Origin of the sequence: Candidatus Nitrotoga sp. M5 (assembly GCF_927904885.1) — a bacterium.
GTDB lineage: Bacteria > Pseudomonadota > Gammaproteobacteria > Burkholderiales > Gallionellaceae > Nitrotoga.
On record NZ_CAKMNW010000043.1, the window covers coordinates 69,513 to 86,285 of the forward strand.

The following is a 16,773-nucleotide window of genomic DNA, read 5'->3' on the forward strand; positions in this document are numbered from 1 at the left end:
AAATTTCAAACCAACCTCTGCATCGTAGCAACTGCCAAGCGCAGATCATCCCATGCTTGTGCTTTTTTCAAAGGGGCGTGTAGCAGATAGGCTGGATGGTAAGTAATGATGAGTGGAATACTTTTCACCCAGCACTGAGAGGATGAACCACAATAATCAAATAGCTTGCCACGCAGCTCAGACAACGTGGCGTCATGCCCCAACAATAAGGCAGCTGTTTCACCCAGAGCCACAATCAGCTTGGGCTGGATGAGTTGAATCTGGCGTTCCAGGTAGGGCATACATTGAGCAAGCTCATTGGCTTCTGGCGTACGAGCACCAGCTGGGTAGCATTTAAGAATATTGGTAATGTACACATTGTGGCCACGTTTTAACTTGATTGCAGCCAGCATATTATCGAGCAACTTGCCGGATTGCCCAACGAATGGTTCACCTTGAATATCATCGTCCGCACCTGGCCATTCGCCCACGAACAGCCAGTCTGCTCGCACATCACCCGTACCAAAAACTGTCTGTGTACAACCCGCACGCAGCTTACAGGCCATGCAATTTTTAACCAATGCTTTTAACTCAGGCCAGTTGTGGCTACCCAGGGTCTGCTTGTCTTCTTTTTCTAAATCAGACTCACTTACTACTTGCTCAGCTATAGATTGAGTCGCTACAGTCACTTGCTCAAGCACAGAATTGGCTTGTCCGCGCCGTTGCCACTGCGGATAGAGATTGAGCTCACGTAATATTGCTTCTTCTCGATTCACAGTAAATACTCCATCACGATCGCATCTTCGCGCCCATTGTCTGCCGCATAATAGCCGTGGCGCAGACCAATTTTTCGAAATCCAACATCAAGGTATAGTCCCAGCGCCGCTAGGTTCGAAGGACGCACTTCGAGCAACATGCGTCGCATGTTACAACCGCGCGCAACTTCCATTATTGCACCCAATAACCGACGACCCAGCCCCTTGCGTTGATATTCGGCGACGATGCTGATATTAAGTAAGTCGGCCTCATCAACTGCAAGCATGAGCACAACATAGCCTAATATTTCACCATCTGCTTCATACACCTTGCATACATAATTATTTTTAAGCGCATCGCTAAAATTCCCGCAAGTCCACGGACAAGCATGCACGTGTTGCTCAATGCGCACTATTCCAGCCAAGTCTGCTGAATTCATATCACGCAAGACGGCGCGGTCAAGCAATTGAGGGAAACTCATCGCTCGCTGGTTTTCAGCGCCACCTTGTTACGTAAATAAAATGGCATGGCTTGCGCCGCATCCATGCCTCGACCAGCAGCAAAAAAAGGCGCGGCAAATTCTGCAACAGCAATGGCCTGTGGTACGGCCTGAGTATCGCTATCAGCAATTTGCCCAGCATAACAACTATCTAACTCAGCACCATACTTAGCGAAACCACTCCCTGTGCCAAACCACCCAGTACCCTGAACTTGGGGAGCCTGTTGCGGCAAACACAAATTCGGCTCGCAAATCGTCACCCATGACCCCGCTCGTTTTTCATATACCGCATGATAAATTTCACCCATGCGCGCATCTATTGTAGCTATCACTTTATCGTGACCAGCGGCTTGCGCTAATGCTTGCAGCGTACACACTCCCACCACCGGTAAATTTGCTCCCAGCGCCAAGCCTTGCGTCACCCCACAGGCAATACGCACCCCCGTGAATGAACCCGGCCCGGCACCGAATGCAATGCCATCTAACTCGGAGAGCTTTATACCCACTTCATGCAATAAATTATCCAGTATTCCCATCAACAATTCGGAATGGCGTTGCCCAACCAGCTCGCAACGATTGACTACATTACCGTCCTGCCATAATGCGACAGAGCAATACTCAGTGGATGTTTCCAGCGCCAATATACGCACCATTATTAAGAATTACTCCATCAAATAATATGTACTTTTAATATTCCCGTTTAAGTGGGAATAATTCAGACCAACAGTAGCGCGACAGCCTGTGCCGCGATTCCTTCCCCGCGCCCGCTAAAGCCCAGCCTTTCAGTGGTGGTTGCTTTCACATTCACCGCATTCACCGCTACGCCCAAATCAGCGGCAATATTCTCTACCATGCGTGGAATGTGAGGTGCCATCTTGGGTGCTTGTGCAATGATAGTGGCATCCAAATTACCAATGCGGAATCCCGCATTGGTAACCATACGCGCAACTTCGCGCAATAAAATGCGGCTATCAATATTTTTAAACTTGGCATCCGTATCTGAAAAGTGACGCCCGATATCGCCTAGTGCTGCGCCACCCAGCAACGCATCACAGATGGCGTGCAACAACACGTCAGCATCGGAATGGCCCAGCAGCCCCTTATCATGGGATATCTCCACACCGCCAATAATTAGCTTGCGACCCTCGACCAATTGATGAGCATCAAAACCTTGTCCGACTCTCATGTTTGTATTCCTTGAGCTTACTTTTAGTAGTTGCGGGATAATGAAATAACCAACACCTCTATTTAAGGAGCTGATAGGCATATTGTGTTGTTATTTTTTGCTCGTGTGACTAGCCACACTGCACTAAATGTCTAGCACTATATCTCGTCAGTCCCTCAAAAACGAAATTTTGGCTATTTCCTCACCCCTAACAACAATTCCGCCAACTCGACATCTTGCGGATAGGTTACTTTAAAATTGCTGGAACTGCTTGTCACGAGCTTGGGATGGAAACCTAGCGACTCGACTGCAGAAGCGTCATCCGTTACATTCGGGGCGATTTGTAGCGCCTGCAGCAATAACCCTGTTCGAAACATCTGCGGGGTCTGCGCCTGCCATACTCCCTCACGATCCTCAGTTTGCACAATTCGGCATTCCGCATCGGCACGCTTCAAAGTATCCGCCACAGGCACAGCAAGAATGCCGCCAACGTCATCGTCACGCAATGCTTCAATCAAGCGTGCAAGTTGCTTATGGCTCAAACAAGGCCGCGCAGCATCATGTACCAACAACCAGTCATCCCGTTCAAGTTCTGCAGCTATTAATCCATTCAGCACGCTTTCAGCGCGCGTTGCGCCACCACAAAATAACGGCTGCAACTTATCTCCTAATGGTGACCAGTCATAACTAAGCCAGTACGCATCATCAGGAGAAAGCACGACAAAGACGGTATCAATCTCTGGGCTGGCACATAACGTTACTAGTGCGTGATAGATCATCGGATGTCCAGCCAGCAGCATGTATTGCTTTGGTAATTCACTACCCATGCGAGAACCACAACCAGCGGCGGGAACAAGTGCGAATATTTTAGACATTGCTTAAAGGGAAAATACTGATCTGATCACTCAGACAATTTCAAGTCATACGAATCTCGTTATGGCCCTGTGACCGATTTCAACGAAAGAAAGCATTAACTTGTTATCATCTATTCGAAATATTTTACCATCTTCATTTCTTGATGTACGCAGTCTTTTTATTTGTGTGAAGCTAGATGTGAATGCGATCAACTTTACCTTCATATCAGCCAGAATAGATAGTGAAAAGCTGGACGCTGCTTTCGCATTACTGTGATAGTCATGCAAAACTTTGTTGACCATACCCAAAAAATTGATGCAGGTTTATTCTACGCGATGGAATGTGAGTATCGTTGCTTACTGCGTAAAGGCGTTAATATTGACTTTGCCGAGATCAACCTTTCGCCCTATTACCTCACCAATTTGATCATATTAATGTTTATACAGAAGGGGGGTTAACTGTGTTCATAGTCTTTTAACTATTCTGCAAGGCTGGCTGAAAACCATTCTGGTCTAACCTGAGCTTTTCTAAGTGCTACTCCGCGAAGTAGATATCATTACCAGCAGAGACAGAAACGCTAAAATGAACAAGATCAACAAACGGTGAGTATCCCAAAACAACTATTACGAATAACGTAACTAGAGAGAACCAAACAGCCCAGTTTGTTGACCTGAGACAGAATCCCGAGATTCAGGATTCAAAAGTGGACTTAGCGACGAGAAATCAGCGCGCCGAGAAGGATGCCGACAGCCGCAGCAATCCCTATGGCCTGCCATGGATTAACACGTACGTAGTCATCCGTGGCCGTAGCGACAGCTCGAGTTTTATCCATCACCGCTGCTTGAGCGTCTGCGACCCGAACCTTGGCTGCTTGCAATGACTCTCCCACCTTGGCGCGTGCCGCCGTAATGCGTTCACCAGTTTGATTAGCAGTTGCTTTAAGTAGTTCTTCAGCATCTGCCACCACTACTTTCATATCGTCCATTAGTTTCTCCTTTGAAATATCCACGGTGGATGTTGTCGCCCCTAGCGTGCCCATTATTAAATTTTCCTTTCATTAAGAAGCGCTATTTACTGTTTCCACTATAACAATCAAAACTGAGCAAATCAAGTCGCACACTTGGACGCCATAAAATGCTGCGTAAATAAACATATCCTTTCAACTTCAACTGGAGTAGTTCTCAAAGCAACAATTTCCTTAATCTATACAGGTAATTTCAAGATCCATAATTACCTGCGTTGCCGCACCGCTTCGAACAGACATATAGCACTTGCCACAGCAACATTTAATGATTCACTGCGCCCAGGCATCGGGATGGTGATGTGCCGGCTGATCGCTGCCAGCAAACTTTCAGACAGCCCTGCCCCTTCATTTCCAAGCACAAAAGCAATATTACTACGAAGATTACAGTCATACAGATTGTTTTTCGCACCTACTACAGTAGCAAAAATCGTCCCTTGGAATGCATTAACCATGGCAAGCAAATCAACTGATTCATGAATACTTAATACAAAATGCCCACCCATCCCGGCACGCAGCACTTTAGGCGACCATGCATCTGTGCAGCTCTTCGACAAAAAAATTGCATCACAACCTGCTGCAGCAGCGGAACGCAGAATGGAACCAAGATTGCCAGGATCCTGGATGTCTTCCAGCAACAAGCAAAAACCACTTTGCATTGATGAGGTTAGGATTCGAGGTATTTCAATTAGACCAAGTATACAGCTGGGCGTTTTGAGCTCGGACAGTTCTGCAAACAAGCTATCGTCCAATAGAGATAGTGGTACGTCATGAAATGTTTTTAACAATTCAGATACTTCTCGGTTTTTAACTGCCGCTTCAGTTACCAACAAATGCTGTGGCTGTTGGTTGCCGGATGCATGATAAGCTTGCAATAAATGTGCACCTTCCAATAGAGTCTGCTTAGTCTTTTGGCGCTGGCGCGCTGAACCGGCCAGCTTGAGCAGTTCTTTAAAGAAAGGATTGCTGTGCGAACTGATGTGTTTCATGGTTCAGCTTGCATGTAAAATTCATGCCTCATCGAGCTCAAGCAAATTGCTTATTTCTTCAAGCGGCGGCAGTTCCTGTAACGAACGTAGGTTAAGGTCATCCAGCAGTTGTTTGGTGGTAGCAAACAGTGTTGGTTTGCCGGGTGTATCGCGTGTGCCGACTGTATCTATCCAGCCGCGCGCTTCCAGCGTTTTCAAAATTTGTGATGAGACTGCCACCCCGCGAATTTCTTCGATATCGCCACGCGTTACCGGTTGACGATAAACGATAATTGCGAGTGTTTCCATTACCGCACGCGAATAGCGCGGCGATTTCTGTGGGCTGAGGCGATCTAAATACGGCTGCATGTCAGGACATGCGCGAAATCGCCAGCCATTCGCCACTCGGTTGAGCTCCACTCCGCGGCCTGCATACTTCTGGGCCAACTGTTCCAGAATTTTTTCTATAATATTGTTTTCTACCGGCTCATCACTAAGTTTTTTCAGCTCTGCTAGTGACAGTGGCTCTGGAGTAGTCAACAGCGCAACCTCTAATAATTTCTCGAGTTGCACAGCATTAATTTGTACAGTGCCTTCTTCACTCAACGGTAAGGTTATTGCTTGCCCGGACATAAATATTTCCCAATGCTTCGGCTTGCGTAATGACGACCAATGTTTCCTTGGCTAACTCCAGAATTGCAATAAAAGCTACCACTAGCGACGCGATACCATCGCTCACTTCAAAAAGATTCTCAAATGCTTCGAATTCACCGTGCCGCAACTGGCGCAATACACGTGTCATTTGTTCGCGTACAGACAGCTCCTCTCGCCGCACCGTGTGGTGAATATTCAGTTTTGCACGCGCTAGCAGTGTCAGCCAGACTTGGCGCAAATCTTCCACTGTGATATTCGGTAATCGCTGCTCTTCAACACGTTCGATCAGGACTTGAACTAACTCAAAATCACGCCCGGCCAGTGGCAATTCGTTCAGTTTCTGTGCAGCCAGCTTCATCTGTTCGTATTCCAGCAAACGACGCATCAGCTCGACACGCGGATCTTCCTCACCCTCATCCACAAGCTTGGGCGAGCGTGGCAACAACATGCGTGATTTAATCTCTATCAGCACCGCCGCCATTAGCAAATATTCAGCGGCCAATTCTAAGCGGCCACGCTGCATGATCTCAATATAGATCATGTATTGTTGCGTCAACTGTGCCATCGGTATATCGAGCACATCCAAATTGTGCTTTCGAATCAGGTACAGCAACAAGTCCAGCGGCCCCTGGAAAGTCTCAAGAACGATTTCCAATGCATCTGGCGGAATGAAAAGGTCATGCGGCATCTCCAACAGCGGTTGGCCATGGATATAAACGTCGTGCGCATTGACTGGAGAGTGCTCCAAAATATTTACCGTTATGCCAGCACCGATAAGTCAGGCCTATCTTTTGCCATGTTTAGCTGTAACTCAGACCCATCGCCTCACGCACGTCACGCATGGTCTCGGCCGCCAGCTTGCGCGCTTTTTCGCAACCATCAGAGATAATATCACGCACCAGCGTAGGATCATCCAGATAGAGTTGAGCGCGCTCGCGCATGGGAGTTTGTTCAGCCAGCACAGCATCAATCACGGGTTGTTTGCATTCGATACAGCCTATGTGCGCTCTCGTACAGCCTTGTTGCACCCAATGCCTAGTATCTTCATTGGAATATACCTGATGTAACTGCCACACCGGACATTTATCCGGATTTCCCACGTCTGTACGACGTATACGCGCCGGATCGGTCGGCATGGTACGAATTTTCTTGGTTACACTGGCTTCGTCCTCGCGCAGACTAATTGTGTTGTTGTAAGATTTCGACATTTTCTGACCGTCTAGCCCGGGCATTTTAGAAGCCGCAGTTAGCATGGCCTGCGGCTCTAACAAAATTATTTTTCCACCACCTTCAAGATAGCCGAACAGACGTTCGCGCTCGTCCATGCTTAGACTTTGCGGTTCGTCGAGTAATGATTTGGCTGATTGCAGCGCCTCATCATCACCTTGCTCCTGATAGCGAGTACGCAGCTCGTTATACAGTTTTGCTTTTTTGCTTCCCAGCTTTTTGACAGCAGCTTTGGCTTTATCTTCGAATCCCGATTCACGCCCATAAATATGGTTGAAACGACGCGCAATTTCGCGCGTGAACTCAACGTGAGGCACCTGATCTTCACCAACTGGCACTTGGGCAGCACGGTAAATAAGGATATCCGCACTTTGTAATAGCGGATAGCCGAGAAAACCGTACGTACCTAAATCCTTCTCTGACAGCTTCTCTTGCTGGTCTTTATAAGTCGGCACACGCTCTAGCCACCCCCGCGGTGTGATCATGGATAGTAGCAGATGTAGTTCAGCGTGTTCTGGCACCTTGGATTGAATAAACAACGTGGCTTGCGCTGGATCAACTCCTACAGCCAACCAGTCAATAACCATATCCCATACACTTTGCTCAATAATCTGAGGGGTATCGTAATGCGTGGTCAGCGCATGCCAGTCGGCAACAAAAAAAAAGCATTCATATTTTTGCTGCATCTCCACCCAATTTTTCAACACGCCATGGTAATGCCCAAGGTGCAGACTACCCGTGGGCCTCATTCCAGATAACACTCGATCAACCAGCATAGCTATATATTACAGTCCAATAATAGAATTAATTAACAGAATAAGCCCGATTACAGGCGGTCCCAATATCCAGCCGAGAACAGGCGAAATCGCAAGAGCGATCAGTATGAATATACCATAGGGCTCAACTCTCTCCAGAATAGATGCCTGCCGATGTGGCAGCAGGCTAACGGCCACACGCCCACCATCTAAAGGTGGTAATGGCAGCAAATTCAGCACCATTAAAATAATATTTATTTTAATGCCGATCTGAGCCATTTCCAGCAACGGCGAGGCAAAATAATTTGTTGGTAACATCCATGCGAGTTTGGCCATCATCGCCCATAGTAGGGCCATGAACAAGTTGGCAAGCGGACCAGCTAGCGCCACCCAAAGCATATCTTGCTTGGGACGGCGTAGAGCGGCAAAGTTCACAGGCACTGGCTTGGCCCAACCAAATAAGATTCCGCCCATCGTTAGCGTCAGTATCGGTAACAATATAGTACCGACAGGATCAATGTGGCGGATGGGATTCAAACTTATACGCCCCTGCTGATATGCCGTCATATCTCCGAAATGTCGTGCCACATAGCCATGCGCCGCCTCATGCAAGGTAATTGCGAATAAAACCGGAATAGCTGCAATGGCAATGGTTTGTATTAATTGGTCGATCTGCATTTAATAATTATTTCTCAATTAAAAACGGTGAAACATCACCCTTGCCGAGCCGCACCAATGCAGGTACGTCCTTGGTTAGGTCAATTACCGTAGTCGCATCTAAACCAACCGCACCACCATCCATCACTAAATCAATTTGATGCTGTAACAGGTCGCGAATCTGTTCGGCATCATTCAGTGCAAATTCCTCATTTGGCAAAATCAATGTTGAACTTAGCAACGGCTCACCTAGCTCTTCCAGCAGCGCCAACGCTACCGGGTGATCGGGGATGCGCATACCGATCGTGCAGCGTTTGGGATGTTGCAGGCGCTTGGGAACTTCTTTGGTAGCTTGAAGAATAAACGTATAACTACCGGGGGTGTTATTTTTCAGCAATCGAAATTGCACGTTATCTACACGCGCATAGCGAGCGAGTTCGGACAAATCACGGCAAACCATCGTCATATGGTGTTTATCATCCACACCACGTATCTGGCGGATGCGTGCCACTGCATCCTTATCTCCCAGATGACAACCTAAGGCGTAGCAGGAGTCTGTGGGGTAGGCAATTACCGCGCCATTGCGCACTAAATCGGCGGCTTGCTTAATCAGTCGTGGCTGTGGATTTGTTGGGTGGATCGTAAAAAATTGTGACATGATCAACGGTTAACTCTATCTGTTCCCCTTTGGTTCTCCTCTGAAGAGATGAACGCGGCTTCTGAAGCCGGAGATGGATCAGCCTCCCACGCCAACCATACAGGACGGCAATCCAATGGAAAGTCAGGCAAACGCCCTAAATCTCGATAGCTCTCACCTGGCCCATGAAAATCCGAACCACACGAAGCCAGTAAATTAAACTCATTAGCATAGCGGGCAAATTCTGCATATTGCTCTGGCGTGTGACTACCACACACTACTTCGATCCCCTGCCCACCAATGTCGATAAACTCACGCAGCAATTCACGCAAGGTCTTCTGCCCCATACCTTTGCGCGCCACAGTATAACGACCTGGATGTGCCAACACGGCGACACCACCGCTGCCGCATATCCAACTGACTGCGTCTGGTAACGTAGCCCATTGATGAGGCACATATCCAGGTTTATCCTTAACCAGATAATTTTTGAACACGCTACGTACATCCTTGCAGTAGCCTTTCTCGACCAAAAATCGTGCGAAGTGCGTGCGTCCAATAATGCCGTGGTTATCTGCATATTGATAAGCGCCTTCCAATGCCCCGCTAATACCGCTTTTGGCCAGTGAATCTGCCATCAGTTGCGCACGTGCTCCACGCCCACTACGAATGTTACGCAGGCCGTCCGCCAGTGGTTTATTTGCCGGATCAATACGTAAACCAATAATATGCAGAGTGTAGTTGCGCCAAGTTGCCGAAATTTCCACTCCATTGATAAATTGCATACCGTGCTGTGCAGCGGCAGTTGCTGCTTCAGCCAAGCCGGAAATATCGTCATGATCAGTCAAAGCGAGAACCTTCACTCCACGCTCAGCAGCACGCGCAACCAGATCTGTGGGCGATAGCAATCCATCCGAAACAGTTGAATGACAATGCAGGTCGTAATCTAACATTTGGTAACCTTATGTAATTTCGAATTGCACAAAACATAACTATATGTTTATATAGATATTATAGAATCTAATCCAGTCTCTCATTTTCTATATAAACCTTTTGTGCACGATGAACAAAGGCATCCACAAAGCTATTGGTAATAAAATGAAAAACAGGACCGAAAACTTTTTCCAAAAACTTATTGGAAAATTCATAATGCAACTTAAATTCTATTTTACAGGCAGATTCGGAAAGCGGTATAAAATGCCAATCCCCGTCAAGGTGCTTGAACGGCCCATCTTTCAGCGTGATGTCAATACGATGAGGAAATTGACGCACATTCTCAGTTGTAAAACTCTGCTTAATATGGTGAAAATTAATGTGTACTGTCGCATGCACGGTATCGTCACCCATCGGAACAACACTGGCTCCGCCACACCACGGCAAAAATCGTGGATAATCCACCACATTATCCACCAAAACGAACATCTGCTTCGCGCTGTAGGGAACCAGCACTGATTTCTCAACTAAAGCCATTCTAGCAGTACGTCCATGCAAAGCTGGTAGAATATACAAATTATGAGCATAGTCCAAAATAAAAAAGCATACCACGACTACTTCATCGAAGATCGCTATGAGGCTGGCATCATGCTGGAAGGCTGGGAAGTCAAGGCGATTCGCGCCGGACGCGCCAATCTCAAAGAAGCCTACATTACGGTGAAAGATGGCGCCCTGTATCTATTTGGCTCCCATATCAGCCCATTGACTACCGCTTCCACTCATATATACCCTGACCCTGTTCGCACGCGCAAATTATTATTGCATGCAAACGAAATCAATAAATTGATCGCCAAAGTGCAACGAGCCGGATACACGCTAATGCCATTAAATATGCATTTTAAAGGCAGTCACATCAAACTGGATATCGGCCTTGCGAAAGGGAAAAAACTACACGACAAGCGTGACTCCGAACGTGAACGCGATGCCACTCGCGAGGTTCAGCAAGCAATGAAGAAAGCGCGCAGTTAACTGCTGTCACTCAGCGTCGTAATTCTGCATCAACGTGAATATCAACGACCACCGCGTATTTCACTATTAAGCATTACTCAATCGATGTAAAACATCAGCGATGTTTAACACAGTTAACCATCCAATGTCCCGCAACGAGCGATGTCGAGCCTAAAAGCTATGCTGGTATGGGCAAAGACATAATTTAGCATGATAAAAATAGTAAAATTCCGAGCAGAAAAGTCACCTACAACATTTGTTAACCAGCCTTTTCAATCTTCGCACGCAAGGCATTTATAATGGAATCGTAGCGATTCGGGTCATTTTCATTGCCTGCTTCGAACACAGCAGATCCGAGCACAAAAGTATCGGCACCAGCCTTAGCAACTGCTGCGATGTTGCCTAAATTCAGGTCACCGTGAACTTCTAAGGCGATATTGCGCCCACTATCATTGATTTTTTTGCGTGCCATGCAAATCTTATTAATCGACTCGGGAATAAATTTTTGGCCAACAATTAAGCCAGTCTGTTTCGACATAATCAAGACAACATCGATCTTGCTTATAACATGGTCAAGGTAGCTAAAAGGCGTGCCAGCATTAAATGCTAACCCAGCTTTACATCCATGTTCGTGAATTAAATCAATGATACTGTCGAGGTTTTCGAAGGATGGCAGATTGTACGCATCTCGATCAACGGCTTGCGGATGAAAAGTTATAATGTTTGCACCAGCATCAGCATACTCCGGCACAAGGTCATTCAATGAATGATCTACATTGTACCCACTCGTCAGATGTATCTCGATCGGTGCCTGAGTAATAGGGCGGATGGCCGCACATGCCTTCGAACCATTTCTGAATGTTGGTATGAAATGCTTATTCATCACTTCAATGTGAACAATGTCTGCTCCTGATGCGATGACAGTGACAATCTCTTCTCCAAGCTTGGCGAAATTGGCGGAAATAATACTGGATGCAATTTTGTACATTAATAAGATGCCTTTAAAGATGAACTTGAAAACTGTTTATTCTACCCGAAACTCATGTTAAATAACTTTAACGGCAGATGTTATGAGGATTGCCGCCGATATCCTATTTGACCGACAGGCTGCTAAGCGTTTCTTGCTACTATGCTTAACCACATAAGAAAGAAACTAACGATGGAATGCATCAAAATTGGACATTGAACCCTCATCCCTTAATGGTAAACCTGACTCCACTCGCCTGTCCGGTTATACTTATGAACCGCCGTTGGGGCGGCAGATAATACTTAAGGTAATAGAATGAGCGAGAGGGAGGTCGATCAGCAATTGGTTGATCGCGCGCAGCGCGGGGATAAACACGCCTTCGAATTGCTGGTCGCTAAGTACCAGCGTCGGCTGTTGCGATTAATTTCACGCTTTGTTCGCGATTCAGTCGAGGTTGAGGACGTAACTCAAGAGGCTTTTATAAAAGCATATCGCGCCTTGCCGACGTTTCGCGGGGAAAGTGCGTTCTACACTTGGCTGTATCGCATTGGTATTAATACCGCAAAAAATCATCTGCAGGCGCTTAAGAGACGGACTCCGACCACTACCATCTTCGATGCTGAAGAGTCAGAAGGCTTCGAAGATGCGGGGTTGCTACATGAAGTTAGCACACCTGAAAATGAATTAATGAGTAAACAAGTGGTCAACGTAGTGAACTCATCTTTGCAAGAGCTGCCTGATGATCTGCGTACCGCACTCACTTTGCGTGAAATTGAAGAGTTGAGCTATGAGGAAATCGCAGCCGCGATGAATTGCCCGGTAGGCACCGTGCGTTCTCGTATTTTTCGAGCACGTGAGGCGATTGCAACGAATTTACGCCCATTGTTGGGTACTAGTAAAGATAAGAGGTGGTAAACATGAAACAGGAAATTTCAGCATTGATGGATGGTGAATTGTTCGATGACGATGCGGAAGAAACTCTCGACGAACTGAAGCGAAATCCTGACAAACATGAAGAATGGCAAACTTATCATCTGATTAGCGATGTACTGCGCCAGTCTGAAAACGTTCATGCCAATATCAGTATTAACATACATGAACGTTTACAGGCCGAACCCACAATTCTCTCACCGCGCACCCGCGCTAGCCATAATGCCAGATGGTTCGCACTTTCTGCAGCTGCATCTGTCATGGCATTAACCCTAGTAGCATGGCTATCGGTACAAGTTGGAACAGAGACCGCTCCGCAAATCGCCATGCAGCAGTCAAATACTGTGCGTCCAGCCAACCTGCCCGCAAACGGATTGGACGATTATCTGATGGCACATCAAGAACTTTCACCCAGTTTAAACGTGCATGGCATGCCGACTTATGTTAGTACAGTAGCAAGCCAGCAGGAGGATCAGTAGCTATGCAGGCCAGATTTTCGCTGACCGTAGTTTTGTATTTTGTTGCCGTTCCAGCGTTTGCCGATATTGGCAGGCAAGTTGACTTGGATTGGCCACAAATTATTGCTTTCGCAGCGCACCAAACCAATTACAGTGGTACTTATGTATATCAACATGACGGCCATATGGAGAGCGCGCGCATTACTCACATTTCTGACCAGAGCGGTGAGCATGAGAAGCTTGAAAGTATGGACGGCCCACGCCGTGCATTCATCCGTAATAACAATGAAGTACAGTGGTATTCGGGTGACAAAAATGCCGTAAAGGTGGAAAGGCAATACAGCAGTAAGCGCTTCCCTGCTTTACAGCCAGAACTACTGTCCGCGCTTAACGAGAATTACCTGATTCAAACTGCCGAACAGGCGCGTATCTCTGGTTTTGACACTCAAGCTATCGTATTCCAGCCTAAAGATTCTCTGCGTTATACCCAAAAAATGTGGGCTCACATGGATTCCGGCTTATTGCTGAAAGCTGCTGTGCTGGACGAACGTCAAGAGATAGTTGAGCAATATACTTTTATAGAGTTGAAAATAGGCGGTAAAATTGAGCGTACGCAAGTGATGCTCGGTCAATCCGATGGTTCTTTGGAGCAACAATCTCATTCTGCCACGCCGCCCGAAACCAGCGAACAGTTTGAAACGAGTGAGTGGAAGGTAGCTGCTGTGCCTACCGGATTTAAAAAAATTATGGAAAAGCGACGCCTACTTCACGGTAAAAAAACAAACGTAATACATATTGTATTCTCCGACGGATTGGCTGGCATTTCAGTCTTTATCGAAACATCAGTGAATAATTTTAAAAAAAGACTCGGTCTTTCCAGTCGAGGTGCGATCCATGTTTACCGTAAAATAAAGGACGATTACTTGGTGACGGTGGTTGGCGAAGTTCCTCCACGTACAGTTATACAAGTGGCCGATTCAGTTCGACAAAATGTGCATTAAACATACTGAAACAGAAATCAAGCAGTAACCACGTTAGCCTAATTCAATTTATTCAGCATAGAGTAATTTATTAAATGGGTGAACTGTACGCATGGCAAGATGCACTTTGGCAGCGCTGGATAGAGTTGCGAACTCGTTTGCCTCATGCAATCCTATTGAAAGGGCCGCAAGGAATAGGTAAGTTAGATTTCGCAATGAATCTCACCCGTTCTTTGCTATGCAAAAAATCATTGGGGAGCGAATTGGCTTGCCAAGGTTGCACTTCCTGCCACTGGTTTGAACAAGGTACTCACCCTGATTTCCGTTTACTGTTATCAGGCTCACAGTCGCTTGAAATGCAAGAATCCAGTGCAACTCAAACATCTTCGATATTGAAAAATTGGACAAAGAATATCGCTGAAGAAGTATTGGACGAACAACAAAAAAAAGGAAAAAAACCGAGCAAAGAGATTTCTGTTCATCAAGTGCGCTCACTTGCCAATTTCATAAATCTGTCCACACATCAGGGTGGCCATCGTGTTGTGCTGATTTATCCCGCAGAAACCATGAATACCAATGCAGCCAATGCATTGCTCAAAACGCTGGAGGAGCCACCCGAGCGAATGCTGATTATTTTGGTTAGCCATAAACCACAACAATTGCTGCCTACCATCGTAAGCCGATGCCTGACGCTCGTTGCTCCAATGCCTTCACTCGAGGCCAGCGCTGCTTGGCTGCAACTGCAGAAATATGTCGATCCAGTAGCGATATTGGCAAGAGCCAGCTTTGCTCCTTTATTAGCGGCACGCTTGGCTGAGGAAACTGTAGGAGACGTGGAGTACAATATTTTCTTGCAGGAAATTAGACAGCCGGCCCAGTTCGATGTGTTTGCTTTAGCCGAAAAGTTACAACGCATAGAACCGTTTCATGTAATCCATTGGTTACAGCAATGGTGCTACGATCTAAGCAGCTCAATCCTAACAGGAAAAGTTAGGTATCATCCTGACCTTACTGATTTAATTCAAAACCTATCCAATAATGTTGCCATATTCAATCTGTTACGTTACCAAAATGAGTTAATAATCGCAAAACGCGAGGCATTGCATCCTTTGAATCCAAAATTATTATTTGAATCCATTCTGTTATCTTACCGGCACATGATGTTGGAGGCCGACAAATAACGCTGGATGGTCACCAAAATCGCCATAATCATTCATTACTCAAAAGCACTTTATGTTTATAGATTCGCATTGCCACATCAATTTCCCGGAAATAACCGCCATCTTCGATGAAGTTCTGGCGAACATGCGCCAGAACGAAATTTCTCACGCGCTATGTGTTTCTGTAAATTTAGAAAACTTTCCACAAATTCAACTTCTCGCAGAGAAATATGAACACATCTATGCTTCTGTTGGCGTACACCCAGACCACGAATCAGATACCGAACCAACGCAAGCACTGCTAGTACAGCTAGCACAACACCCTAAAGTCATTGCTATCGGGGAAACTGGTCTCGATTATTTTCGTTTAAAAGGTGATTTAGAGTGGCAGCGTACGCGCTTCCGTACTCATATTCGTGCTGCGCGTGAATGTCGCAAACCGCTCATTATTCACACCCGTGAGGCAGCACAAGACACTCTGCGTCTTATGGCTGAAGAAGGCGCCGCCGAGATTGGAGGCGTCATGCACTGTTTTACCGAAAGCCTGGAAGTAGCCCAAGCCGCTATTGAGATGAACTTTTACATTTCTTTTTCCGGCATCGTCACGTTCAAAAATGCTATTTTGCTGAAAGAAGTAGCGCAGCATGTTCCACTTGAGCGCATATTGATTGAAACTGACTCGCCCTATCTCGCTCCGGTGCCATATCGCGGTAAACTCAATCAGCCCGCTTATGTTAAGCATGTAGCGGAAGAAATAGCTAAATTACGTGGCATTTCTCTATCAGAGGTGGGGCATGCTACTACACAAAATTTCCGTCGTTTATTTTTGAGTTCCAGTATGTAAAGTTTTAGCTGTCAAGTCCCGCCTCTTTGTAAGCGCGTTTAACCAATAAACTCGGTTATTGGCATTATTTTTTCAATTACCGAATGAGCATCAGGTAATTCAAAGCACGCTATGTGATACGGTGATTTGGACATTTAAATACATCGACTTTGAAGGTTTTGAATGGCGCGGTTTTCTTATCGATTTGAGGCTGATTATTTATTAGATTGAATACCTCATGACGGCGTGGTCAACGATCCAGGCTCGCACTGGGAATATCCACGTTGATGGATCACGGATATCGCCAGCAAATCATTCATCGGTAACAGAAACATGTGGTGCAG

The 16,773-nt window shown here is 46.4% G+C and carries 21 protein-coding genes; 6 read left to right on the plus strand and 15 right to left on the minus strand.

What is annotated here, in order from left to right; translation table 11 throughout:
- Positions 1-5 precede the first annotated feature (5 nt).
- The 14 genes from MJ770_RS09385 to MJ770_RS09450 form a co-directional block, all read right to left on the minus strand.
- Entirely contained in the window at positions 6-755 is a 750-nt protein-coding gene (locus tag MJ770_RS09385) for a uracil-DNA glycosylase (protein WP_239253308.1), read from the minus strand.
- On the minus strand, positions 752-1,216 hold the full coding sequence (gene rimI / locus MJ770_RS09390; RefSeq protein WP_239253309.1) for a ribosomal protein S18-alanine N-acetyltransferase: 465 nt from the start codon (positions 1,214-1,216) through the stop codon (positions 752-754). The genes MJ770_RS09385 and rimI overlap by 4 nt, the downstream gene beginning before the upstream one ends.
- Complete coding sequence (gene tsaB / locus MJ770_RS09395; protein ID WP_239253342.1) at positions 1,213-1,884, minus strand: tRNA (adenosine(37)-N6)-threonylcarbamoyltransferase complex dimerization subunit type 1 TsaB; 672 nt, start codon at positions 1,882-1,884, stop codon at positions 1,213-1,215. Before tsaB ends, rimI begins: the two co-directional genes overlap by 4 nt.
- Before the next feature lie 65 nt (positions 1,885-1,949).
- The gene (gene ispF, locus MJ770_RS09400) at positions 1,950-2,420 is read right to left on the minus strand and encodes a 2-C-methyl-D-erythritol 2,4-cyclodiphosphate synthase (RefSeq protein WP_239253310.1); all 471 of its coding nucleotides are present in this window, start codon (positions 2,418-2,420) and stop codon (positions 1,950-1,952) included.
- A 173-nt stretch (positions 2,421-2,593) separates the two neighbouring features.
- The gene (ispD, locus tag MJ770_RS09405) at positions 2,594-3,274 is read right to left on the minus strand and encodes a 2-C-methyl-D-erythritol 4-phosphate cytidylyltransferase (RefSeq protein ID WP_239253311.1); all 681 of its coding nucleotides are present in this window, start codon (positions 3,272-3,274) and stop codon (positions 2,594-2,596) included.
- 689 nt (positions 3,275-3,963) lie between these two features.
- Entirely contained in the window at positions 3,964-4,293 is a 330-nt protein-coding gene (locus MJ770_RS09410) for a DUF883 family protein (protein ID WP_239253312.1), read from the minus strand.
- A gap of 191 nt (positions 4,294-4,484) precedes the next feature.
- Positions 4,485-5,264, minus strand: coding sequence for a TrmH family RNA methyltransferase (locus MJ770_RS09415; RefSeq protein ID WP_239253313.1), 780 nt, complete (start codon positions 5,262-5,264; stop codon positions 4,485-4,487).
- Between the two features lie 21 nt (positions 5,265-5,285).
- Positions 5,286-5,876, minus strand: a complete 591-nt coding sequence (gene scpB, locus MJ770_RS09420) for an SMC-Scp complex subunit ScpB (protein WP_239253314.1) — start codon at positions 5,874-5,876, stop codon at positions 5,286-5,288.
- Entirely contained in the window at positions 5,842-6,585 is a 744-nt protein-coding gene (locus tag MJ770_RS09425) for a segregation and condensation protein A (protein ID WP_239253343.1), read from the minus strand. The genes scpB and MJ770_RS09425 overlap by 35 nt, the downstream gene beginning before the upstream one ends.
- 112 nt (positions 6,586-6,697) lie before the next feature.
- On the minus strand, positions 6,698-7,900 hold the full coding sequence (locus MJ770_RS09430; protein ID WP_239253315.1) for a tryptophan--tRNA ligase: 1,203 nt from the start codon (positions 7,898-7,900) through the stop codon (positions 6,698-6,700).
- Positions 7,901-7,909: 9 nt separating this feature from the next.
- Positions 7,910-8,557, minus strand: coding sequence for a site-2 protease family protein (locus MJ770_RS09435; RefSeq protein WP_239253316.1), 648 nt, complete (start codon positions 8,555-8,557; stop codon positions 7,910-7,912).
- A 7-nt stretch (positions 8,558-8,564) separates the two neighbouring features.
- Positions 8,565-9,194 carry an L-threonylcarbamoyladenylate synthase gene (locus MJ770_RS09440; protein ID WP_239253317.1) on the minus strand — a complete coding sequence of 210 codons (630 nt, stop codon included), beginning with the start codon at positions 9,192-9,194 and terminating at the stop codon, positions 8,565-8,567.
- Positions 9,195-9,196: 2 nt separating this feature from the next.
- Entirely contained in the window at positions 9,197-10,123 is a 927-nt protein-coding gene (locus MJ770_RS09445) for a 3',5'-nucleoside bisphosphate phosphatase (protein ID WP_239253318.1), read from the minus strand.
- A gap of 67 nt (positions 10,124-10,190) precedes the next feature.
- Entirely contained in the window at positions 10,191-10,640 is a 450-nt protein-coding gene (locus MJ770_RS09450) for a type II toxin-antitoxin system RatA family toxin (protein ID WP_239253319.1), read from the minus strand.
- 42 nt (positions 10,641-10,682) lie between these two features.
- Between MJ770_RS09450 and smpB the strand changes: the two genes are divergently transcribed.
- Positions 10,683-11,132 (plus strand): SsrA-binding protein SmpB, encoded by a 450-nt coding sequence (smpB, locus tag MJ770_RS09455; RefSeq protein ID WP_239253320.1) that lies wholly within the window; start codon positions 10,683-10,685, stop codon positions 11,130-11,132.
- A 238-nt stretch (positions 11,133-11,370) separates the two neighbouring features.
- On the opposite strand, the gene MJ770_RS09460 is transcribed toward smpB, so the two are convergent.
- Positions 11,371-12,099: a ribulose-phosphate 3-epimerase gene (locus MJ770_RS09460; protein ID WP_239253321.1), complete on the minus strand. Its 729-nt coding sequence runs from the start codon at positions 12,097-12,099 to the stop codon at positions 11,371-11,373.
- 294 nt (positions 12,100-12,393) lie between these two features.
- Between MJ770_RS09460 and rpoE the strand changes: the two genes are divergently transcribed.
- The 5 genes from rpoE to MJ770_RS09485 all read left to right on the plus strand — a co-directional run bounded on the left by rpoE (position 12,394) and on the right by MJ770_RS09485 (position 16,450).
- Positions 12,394-12,993, plus strand: coding sequence for an RNA polymerase sigma factor RpoE (gene rpoE, locus MJ770_RS09465; protein ID WP_239253322.1), 600 nt, complete (start codon positions 12,394-12,396; stop codon positions 12,991-12,993).
- 2 nt (positions 12,994-12,995) lie between these two features.
- Entirely contained in the window at positions 12,996-13,487 is a 492-nt protein-coding gene (locus MJ770_RS09470) for a sigma-E factor negative regulatory protein (RefSeq protein WP_239253323.1), read from the plus strand.
- 2 nt (positions 13,488-13,489) lie between these two features.
- Positions 13,490-14,467: a MucB/RseB C-terminal domain-containing protein gene (locus MJ770_RS09475; RefSeq protein ID WP_239253324.1), complete on the plus strand. Its 978-nt coding sequence runs from the start codon at positions 13,490-13,492 to the stop codon at positions 14,465-14,467.
- 74 nt (positions 14,468-14,541) lie between these two features.
- Positions 14,542-15,627: a DNA polymerase III subunit delta' gene (holB, locus tag MJ770_RS09480; RefSeq protein WP_239253325.1), complete on the plus strand. Its 1,086-nt coding sequence runs from the start codon at positions 14,542-14,544 to the stop codon at positions 15,625-15,627.
- Positions 15,628-15,679: 52 nt separating this feature from the next.
- The gene (locus tag MJ770_RS09485) at positions 15,680-16,450 is read left to right on the plus strand and encodes a TatD family hydrolase (protein ID WP_239253326.1); all 771 of its coding nucleotides are present in this window, start codon (positions 15,680-15,682) and stop codon (positions 16,448-16,450) included.
- The last annotated feature ends 323 nt before the right edge of the window (positions 16,451-16,773 follow it).